General features: G+C 57.0%; 4 protein-coding genes and 10 tRNA genes. 13 read left to right on the top strand and 1 reads right to left on the bottom strand.

From position 1 onward, the window contains the following. From F591_RS0117215 to F591_RS0117155, 13 genes are all read left to right on the top strand, one after another. A tRNA-Asp gene (locus tag F591_RS0117215) sits at positions 1–77 on the top strand. Positions 78–153: 76 nt separating this feature from the next. Continuing rightward, positions 154–228 (top strand) — tRNA-Thr (locus tag F591_RS0117210). An 8-nt stretch (positions 229–236) separates the two neighbouring features. Then, a tRNA-His gene (locus tag F591_RS0117205) sits at positions 237–309 on the top strand. 9 nt (positions 310–318) lie between these two features. Next, positions 319–390 (top strand) — tRNA-Gln (locus F591_RS0117200). Between the two features lie 50 nt (positions 391–440). Continuing rightward, positions 441–513 (top strand) — tRNA-Lys (locus F591_RS0117195). A gap of 9 nt (positions 514–522) precedes the next feature. Further along, positions 523–597, top strand: a tRNA-Gly gene (locus F591_RS0117190). A gap of 8 nt (positions 598–605) precedes the next feature. Beyond that, positions 606–688 (top strand) — tRNA-Leu (locus tag F591_RS0117185). 7 nt (positions 689–695) lie between these two features. Then, positions 696–772, top strand: a tRNA-Pro gene (locus F591_RS0117180). Between the two features lie 4 nt (positions 773–776). After that, positions 777–847 (top strand) — tRNA-Gly (locus F591_RS0117175). Positions 848–966: 119 nt separating this feature from the next. Then, positions 967–1,040, top strand: a tRNA-Arg gene (locus tag F591_RS0117170). Between the two features lie 250 nt (positions 1,041–1,290). Continuing rightward, positions 1,291–2,046: a 2-dehydro-3-deoxy-D-gluconate 5-dehydrogenase KduD gene (gene kduD, locus F591_RS0117165; protein ID WP_019535858.1), complete on the top strand. Its 756-nt coding sequence runs from the start codon at positions 1,291–1,293 to the stop codon at positions 2,044–2,046. Continuing rightward, a complete protein-coding gene (locus F591_RS0117160; protein ID WP_019535857.1) occupies positions 2,046–3,023 on the top strand; it encodes a sugar kinase in 978 nt (325 codons plus the stop codon). The genes kduD and F591_RS0117160 overlap by 1 nt, the downstream gene beginning before the upstream one ends. Before the next feature lie 29 nt (positions 3,024–3,052). Further along, a complete protein-coding gene (locus F591_RS0117155) occupies positions 3,053–3,715 on the top strand; it encodes a bifunctional 2-keto-4-hydroxyglutarate aldolase/2-keto-3-deoxy-6-phosphogluconate aldolase (RefSeq protein ID WP_026326687.1) in 663 nt (220 codons plus the stop codon). Positions 3,716–3,838: 123 nt separating this feature from the next. Here F591_RS0117155 and F591_RS0117150 read toward each other — a convergent pair whose 3' ends face one another. After that, on the bottom strand, positions 3,839–8,377 hold the full coding sequence (locus tag F591_RS0117150) for a glutamate synthase-related protein (RefSeq protein ID WP_019535855.1): 4,539 nt from the start codon (positions 8,375–8,377) through the stop codon (positions 3,839–3,841). Positions 8,378–8,585 lie beyond the last annotated feature (208 nt).

The following is an 8,585-nucleotide window of genomic DNA, read 5'->3' as shown; positions in this document are numbered from 1 at the left end:
GGAGCCGTGGTGTAGAGGCCTAACATGCCTGCCTGTCACGCAGGAGATCGCGGGTTCGAATCCCGTCGGCTCCGCCATGAGTTAGCTTCTTTGCAGGGATGAGAACCCGGGTGGGTTGGTCGGAGCGAAAGCTTCGAATGCAATTATAACTATGCCGTCGTAGCTCAGAGGCAGAGCAACGCACTCGTAATGCGTAGGTCGGAGGTTCGACTCCTCTCGACGGCACCATACTTATGGCGGTCGTGGCGAAGTGGCTAACGCATCGGATTGTGGCTCCGACATTCGAGGGTTCGATTCCCTTCGATCGCCCTTGTACATTGGGGATTAGCCAAGCGGTAAGGCAACGGACTTTGACTCCGTCATGCCTAGGTTCGAATCCTAGATCCCCAGTATTTCATTCTCCCAAAGTCAATATTCATGCTTGACTTTGGGTCCATCACGAGCCATTAGCTCAGCTGGTAGAGCACCTGACTTTTAATCAGGGTGTCGTAGGTTCGAGTCCTACATGGCTCACTTTTGTACGCGGAAGTGGCTCAGGGGTAGAGCATCGCCTTGCCAAGGCGAGGGTCGCGGGTTCGAATCCCGTCTTCCGCTCCATTTCATTTGCTGGTGTGGCGGAATGGCAGACGCGGCGGACTCAAAATCCGCTTCCCGCGAGGGAGTGGGGGTTCAAGTCCCTTCACCAGCATTTTAGCCGGGACGTAGCTCAGCTTGGTAGAGCACCTGGTTTGGGACCAGGGGGTCGCATGTTCGAATCGTGTCGTCCCGACCATGCTGCGGGTGTAGTTCAATGGTAGAACTCCAGCCTTCCAAGCTGGTAGCGTGGGTTCGATTCCCATCACCCGCTTTCTATAATGTCTGAACGACGAGGGCTAACGAGCTCTTTTTTGTTTGAATGAAGGCGAAACGTTGGTTTGAAGGTTCATTGATTTTTTGATGTTTTTATGATATTATATTCTAGCCTATGTCCCAGTAGCTCAGCTGGATAGAGCAACGGCCTTCTAAGCCGTGTGTCGGGGGTTCGAATCCCTCCTGGGACGCTCTTATTATATATAAGCGATGAACTCTCGCTGGTGCAGAATTCTGTATAGGGCGAGAGTTTTTTGATTCTACGAAGCAATAGCCAATAGAAGCCTGGCCGAAAGCGATGTGGCAAAAGCATGGAGGCATATGGCACATTCAGATTATATGGCTTATAATAGTAGAGATGGACAGGTGTGCTCGCAGAATGCCAGACTAGCAGAGGCAGCGGGCAAATGAGCAATGATTATGTTTAAATGGGGTGCTGAGATGAATTTCTTCGATTTGTCCGGAAAAGTTGCATTGGTCACTGGCGGAGCGGTCGGCCTTGGTGGAGGCATTTCTTTGGGCTTGGCGAAGGCCGGAGCCGATATTATCATCGTAACGAGCAACGACCGCAATCGCGAAACGCAGCAGCAAATTGAATCGATGGGACGCAAGACGCATACGATCGTCGCGAACCTGATGGAAGAGGGCGCAGTGGAGAAGGTTGTGAAAGAAGCGATCGCCGCATTCGGCAAAATCGACATTCTTGTCAACAATGCCGGCATTATTCGCCGCACGCCTGCAGCTGACCACAGCGCTCAAGATTGGCACGACGTCATTAATCTGAATTTGCATGCAGCCTTCTTCCTCTCGCAGCAGGTAGGGCGGCACATGATTGAGCAAGGTTCGGGCAAAATCATCAACATCGCTTCGATGCTCAGTTTCCAGGGCGGCATCAATGTTCCGGGATATACCGCATCCAAGCATGCGATTGCCGGCGTAACGAAGGCGCTTGCAAATGAATGGGCCAGCAAGAATATTCAAGTGAACGCTATCGCGCCAGGCTATATGGAGACCGATAATACGGCCGCTCTGAGAGCCGATAAAACGCGTAACGAGCAAATTCTCGTGCGTATTCCGGCAGGCCGCTGGGGCACGCCTGAGGATCTGCAAGGGCCGGTTATTTTCCTTGCCTCCCGAGCTTCGGATTACATGAGCGGCGAAGTGATCTGCGTCGACGGCGGATGGATGACAAGATAATGGCAGAGGGCAGCATGCAGAACCAAATGTTCCAGCCGGAGATTATCACTTTTGGAGAAACGATGGCGCTGATGATGCCGGACAATGCCAAGGGTATCGAGTATGCGTCGCATTTTCAAGGACTGTTTGGCGGTGCGGAAAGCAACGTGGCGATCGGCGTGTCGCGTCTTGGCCATCGCGTCGGATGGTTCAGCAGACTGGGCAAGGACCCGCTCGGCACGATGATTTTGAAGAAAATACGCGGCGAAGGCGTGGACGTCTCCCGCGTCGTACAGACGGCGGAGGCGCCTACGGGGCTTATGCTGCGCGAGGTCGTATCCGGCAAAACATCCGTTTATTATTATCGCAAAGGCTCAGCAGCGAGCACAATGAGGCCGGAGCATCTGGATGAGGATTACATCAAGCAGGCGCAATATTTGCACGTCACGGGCATTACGCCGGCACTCAGCGAAACTTGCCTCGAGACCGCGAAGGAAGCGGTGAGGTTGGCCAAGAAGAACGGAGTCAAGGTGCTGTTCGACCCGAATTTGCGGCTGAAGCTGTGGACTCTGGAAGCGGCTCGGCCGGTGCTGCTGGAGCTGGCCGAACAGGCGGATTATTTCCTTCCCGGCCTGGATGAGCTGAAGCTTCTCTATGAGACGGAATCCTTTGATGAGATCGTAGCGAAGCTGAGCGCCTTGCAGGGCGTCTCCATCATCAAGGGCGGAGACAACGTCACCTACATTGTGGAAAATGGCAAGGTCAGCTCCGTTCCGTACTTTGAAGCGAAGCAGGTCGTCGATACGGTCGGGGCCGGGGACGGCTTTTGCGCGGGCTTCATCGTCGGGCTGCTGAAGGGACAAAGCTTGAGCGAAGCGGTCCGGCTTGGCAACCTGATCGGTTGTATGGTCGTCCAAATGGAAGGCGACTGGGAGGGCATTCCGACGTGGGAGCAAGTAGAAGCTTTCCTGAACAACGTGCAGCACGTCGAACGCTAAACATCATATAGAAACGGATGATTCTGAATATGAAAAAGCTCAAATTGCTTCAGCAAATCTCGGAAGAAGGCGTTGTTGCTGTTCTGCGCGGCGAAACACCGGAGGAAGTCGTGGAAATGGCAGAGCAGGCGATTGAGGGCGGCATCAAGGTGATCGAAGTCACGATGACCGTTCCATTCGCGCTGCAGGCGATCGAGAAGCTGGCCAAGAAATATTCGAGCACGGCGAACGATAAGGGCAATTATGCCATTATCGGGGTAGGTACGGTGCTTGATCCGGAAACGGCGCGCGCAGCGATTTTGAGCGGAGCCGAATTCGTGGTCGGTCCGTCGCTGAATCCCGATACGGTTACCCTTTGCAACCGTTACCGCATCCCGGTCATGCCTGGCGTAATGACCATTCAGGAAATTCAGCGCGCATTGGAGCTGGGCGTCGACATCGTCAAGCTGTTCCCGGGCAACCTGTACTCCCCGTCGATGATTAAGGCGATCAAAGGGCCGCTTCCGCAAGCGAACATCATGCCGACCGGCGGCGTATCCTTGAGTAACCTCGGGGAATGGATCAAGGCCGGAGCGGTTGCTGTAGGCATCGGTTCCGATCTTACCACGGAGGCAGTCAAGACAGGAGATTACGGCCTCGTCGCCAAGAAAGCAGCGCAATATATCGAAGCTTACCGCGCCGCTAAAGCGTAAGAAACAAGCTAAGAAAAAGCCCGCTTCTTTGTTCCATAGGAACGAGGAAACGGGCTTTTTTTTCATATAAAACCGCCCTTCCAGGCTCGTTAAGCTTGAAAGGGCGCTTTGTCATGCGTGAGATTATTCTGTAGCAACGGATTGGTCGGCTTGCAGACCGACCGGAGCGATGCGCACGAAGTGGGCGCTCAAATCGCTCAGCAACGTCTCGATCTTCGCCGCGGCGTCCGGCTGGCCGGATTTGACGAGTTCATCGTGGTAAGCGCCGAGCAGCTCGTTCAGATCCTGGATGCTTTGTGGGCCGATCGGCTCGATTTTGACCTTGGCGCCTTTGGCGATCCGGCGCTCGATCGCTGCCTGATCGAGACCGAACTCAGGCACGAGGCGTTGATAAATGACGCCGCCGGTCATCCCTGCGCAAATCCACGGACCCGGGTCGCCCAAGACGACAGCGCGGCCGTTCGTCATATACTCGAAGGCAAAGCCCTTCAGGTTAGCGCGGTTTGCAATGCCGCCGAGTTCGTCCTGCAGCGGGGCGGTAATTTCTCCGCCAAAGACGACGTCCGCTCCGGAGAACCGGATGCAGGCGCGGGAGTCCGCATTGCCCTGGATCAGGAACAGGCCCTTTTGAGCGCCGTAGCCGAACGATTTGCCGACGGAACCGTTGATGAATTGCTTCAGCTTGCTGGGCGCCTTCATGATGGCGACGCGGCCGCCGAGCGACATTTTGCCGACGCCGTCCTCAGCGCCGCCGAGCACCCTGATGTTCACGCCGCGCGCATTGAATGCAGCGAGGCCGTTGCCTGGAATGGAACCATCGGTGATATGGATGGACACTTCCGGCAACTCGTCGTAGCTGCCGTCGAAACGGTCGCGCACCCGATGGCTCGAGTAACGGCTTCCGAGAATACGCGATTCGGCATCGACCTTGGACCATTTGCGCTCAATCGGTCCGTCCCAGGAGACGCTGTCCGGGAAGAACTCCTGGCCTTCGGCGCCGGCGGCGATCCGGATGTCGGAAGATACCGAGGCGGCAACCTCCGCATGCGCATCTTGAGCGGCGGCAAAGGACAACGGCGCCGGGCGCAAGAGATCGCTGAGATCGATGCGATCCAACTTGTTCACTTGCTGAAGCAGGTCGGAACGGCCGACAAGCTCCTGCAGGTTTTTGAAGCCGAGCTGAGCGACGATTTCGCGAATTTCCTCGCCCATGGAGCCGAACAGACGAACAAGCGATTCTACAGCGACATCGTACACCCGCGGAACGAAGCGGCGCAAGCCTTTCTCTTCGGCTTCCTCCAGCGAATCGATCTGGGTGGCGATACCAACGTGACAGGTATCGAGATGGCAGCCGCGGCACGTTGTGCAGCCGATGGACTGCATGGCGATGGAACCGAAGCCGACGCGGTTGGCGCCCAGCATCACCATCTTGACGACGTCAGCGCCGGACTTCATGCCGCCGTCCGACCACAGCTCGACCTTGTGACGCAGGCCGGCTTCGATCAAGGCGACGTGCGCCAGCTTCGTGCCGATCTCGGTCGGCAGGCCGACGTGCGTGATGGAATGAATCCGCGCTGCACCCGTACCGCCGTCGAAGCCGGACAGCGTGATGACGTCGGCGCCGGCTTTGGCCACGCCCACGGCGATCGTGCCGATCCCCGGGACGACGGGAACTTTGACGATAATTTTCGCCTTGCGTCCGCTGGCTTCCTTAAGCTCGGAAATGATCTGCGCCAAGTCCTCGATCGAATAGATGTCATGGTTGTTGGACGGCGAGATCAGGTCGGAACCGATCGTAGCGTTCCGCGCCGCCGCGATTTTCGCCGTAACCTTGGAGCCCGGCAAGTGACCGCCTTCGCCCGGCTTCGCCCCTTGCCCGATCTTGATCTCCAGGAAGGCGACCGCATTGGCCAGCTCGACGTTAACGCCGAAGCGTCCGGAAGCAACCTGAGCGCCGCGCGTCCGCTTGTAGCGACCGAGCATATCCTTGATTTCGCCGCCTTCGCCGTTCATCGTCACCATGTTCAGACGTTCGCCGGCTTCTGCATAGGCGCGGAACGCCGTCTCGTTCTGCGAGCCGAACGACATGGAGGAGATGAGCATCGGCAGATCATGTCCGCCAATGCCGATCTCAACCTCGGACGGGTCAAGCGGCTTGCGGCCATCGGACAACGCTTTTTCGTAATTGAAATCCGCAACGTGACGGATGGAAATCGGATTTTTCTTCTCTTCCTCGCGCAGCTTGCTGCTGTAGTCGCTGTAAGGAGCCGCGCCGGATGCCGCATCGCCGAGCGCTTTCCACATGCGTTGGAAGAAGCGGAAGTTTCTGGACGCTTTCGCCTTCGGATTGCTGAAGTCCGCGTAACGGGCTTCGGCATCCTGCTCCAGTTCGGCGAAGCCTGTACCGGCCTGCTCGCTGCCCAAATAGTTGACGATGTCGAGCACTTCGGCGACTTCCGGCTTCAGGCCGATGGATGAGAAGAAGCGCGTATATCCGCGCAGCTCGTGCGTGCCGATTGTGGAGATAACCTTCTCCAAGCCTTTCATGAAGGCCACGAACACTTTGCGCGCGCCGACAGCTCCGTCTTTGGCTGCTGCCGTCGCGAACAGGACGTAAGGCGACAGCACATCTGCGCCAAGACCGACGGCGACGGCGATGTCATGCAGATTGCGAATCGCCGCACTGCGCAGCAGGACGGTAACGTGGCGGCGCAGGTTGTCTCCGCTGCCGAGCTTCTGGGCGCGCAGAGCGATATCGAGCTTCGATACGGCCAGGTGCGGGTCCATCCACAGACGGTCGTTCTGATGAGCTGCGCTATCGTCGAGCACCAGCAGCTGCGTTCCGTTCCGGACGGCCTGCACCGCCTCCTCCGCCAACCGATCGAGCGCATCCTGCAAGGATGTGCCGCGGGCGAAGGTGAGGGAGAGCGTCGTTGTGCGGCCTTGATACAAGGCTTGCAGCTGCTCTTTGCTCGGTTGTCCGAGCTCCTGCAGCGAATCGACGCCGTTGCTGCCTTCCAGGACGACCGGATACAGAAGCTCCAGGCGAAGCTGATCGTCAGGCTGGCCGTAAATTGCAGGGCGCGGGCCTACGACGACGCGGGTCGAGAAATGCTCCATCTCCCGGTCGCGGTCGATCGCCGGGTTCGTGACGACAGCGACGCTTTCCTTGATAAAATCCGGAATATTCGTGCGTTCCCAGTTGAGAGCCGCATGCGGCGAGTCGTGGCCGAGCGAACGGATCGGCTCCGCGCCGGTTTCTGCCGTCGATTCGATCATCGAGATGCCGTCGCGATCCCAGCCGAAGGCGCTGTAGATCGAATCCGTCGGCACGATATCCGCGTCGGCTTCGGCCTGCACCTCGGGCAGCTCGTTCTTCAGGTGCTTGCGTAATCCGTCCAGCTTCAGACGGGCTCTGGCGCGCTCCAGCACGGCCTCCTGTACCTGATGATAGGAATAGACCTGAATATGCTCGCCCGGAGTCAGGACGACGCCGATTTTCTCCCCAGGGGCGATCGGCTTCGGATCGGCGACCATCTCGCCAACCGTGATGACGCCCTGCTCGGAGGAGAAGTAAAGCGACGTCTCGCTCTCCACCATCCACAGCGGACGAAGCCCCAGCGCATCGACGCTGAAAATGCACTCGTTGCCGTAGCGGGATACGATCGCAGCCGGGCCTTGCGCATAGTGGCCCCAGATTTGCCGATAATAGACGTAGAGATCCTGCAGCTCGGGACGATATTGCTTCATTTCGTTAATAATCGGAGGGAATACAATCTCCATCGCTTCGAACAGGCTGAGGCCGAAGCGGTGAATGAACGTTTCGATCGTCCGGTTCATATCCTGGGAGTCGCTGCCGCCGTCCACGAGCGGCACGCCGACCATCTCGGCTTCCAGACGCATTTTCTTAACAGTATTGATCTCCCCGTTATGACCAAGGAGAGAGAATGGCTGAACACGGAAAAAGCTCGAGGCCGTATTGGTGGAATAACGGTTGTGCCCGATCGTTACTTGGGCAGCAAACAGCGGATCGCGGGTATCATTGAAATATTTGGGCAAGATGCTCGCGGCGCCCATCACTTTGTAGGCAGCCGTCACATTGCTGAGCGTAGCGACATGAACGGTATACTTCTCTTCAATAGCGACATGAAGCTCGAACAGATGGTCGGCGATGTTCGCCTCCTGTTTCTCGCAGATCGCGGCGATCTGCCAAAATACCGGCTCGTCGTTTTTGCCGTTCGGTCCGAGCACGCTGCTGTCGACTTGATTCTCCTGCTCCAGAATGATGTTAACCTGGAACTGGGCGAACAATTCGCGAATGCCGTTCTGCATGTCCTGCACGCTGATGTCGAGCTTGCGCGGAACAAATATGTGCCCGATCGAAAAACGCGGGTCGTAAGCGAGCTTGCCGTCCAGACCGGCGTCCGTCAGCTTTTTCTCCCAGAGCGCTCTGGGAATGTCGGTCAAGATGCCGCAGCCATCTCCCTCGCCGTTAATGAAACCCGAGCGATGCTCGGTTTTTACCAATGCGTCGATCACTTTTTGCACATTGTTGCGGGAAGGATTGCCGTCTTTCTCGATGATACAAATGATGCCGCAGCTATCGTGCTCCGTTGCGAGCAGCTGTTGAAAACGGCCTTCGTTGCGCATAACTTCATTCATTCTTATGGTCAGCAGGCTGACCGTCACCTCCCAAAAAAAGTATCGTACGCCATTACTCCGCATCTTATACGTAAGGTTCGGTTCGCGCCGCCGCGCGGGCGACAGACGAAGCCATGCCGGCAGAAAAACGTTGCATATTCATACAAATATGCTGCATAAATTCCCCTAACTGCGATGGATCAACGAGCCTCGGAATTTTCCGGAGAGG

The sequence above is a fragment of the Paenibacillus ginsengihumi DSM 21568 genome, assembly GCF_000380965.1.
Taxonomy (GTDB): domain Bacteria; phylum Bacillota; class Bacilli; order Paenibacillales; family NBRC-103111; genus Paenibacillus_G; species Paenibacillus_G ginsengihumi.
The sequence above is the reverse complement of the archived record's forward strand: the minus strand, read 5'-3'. Positions and strand labels throughout refer to the sequence as shown.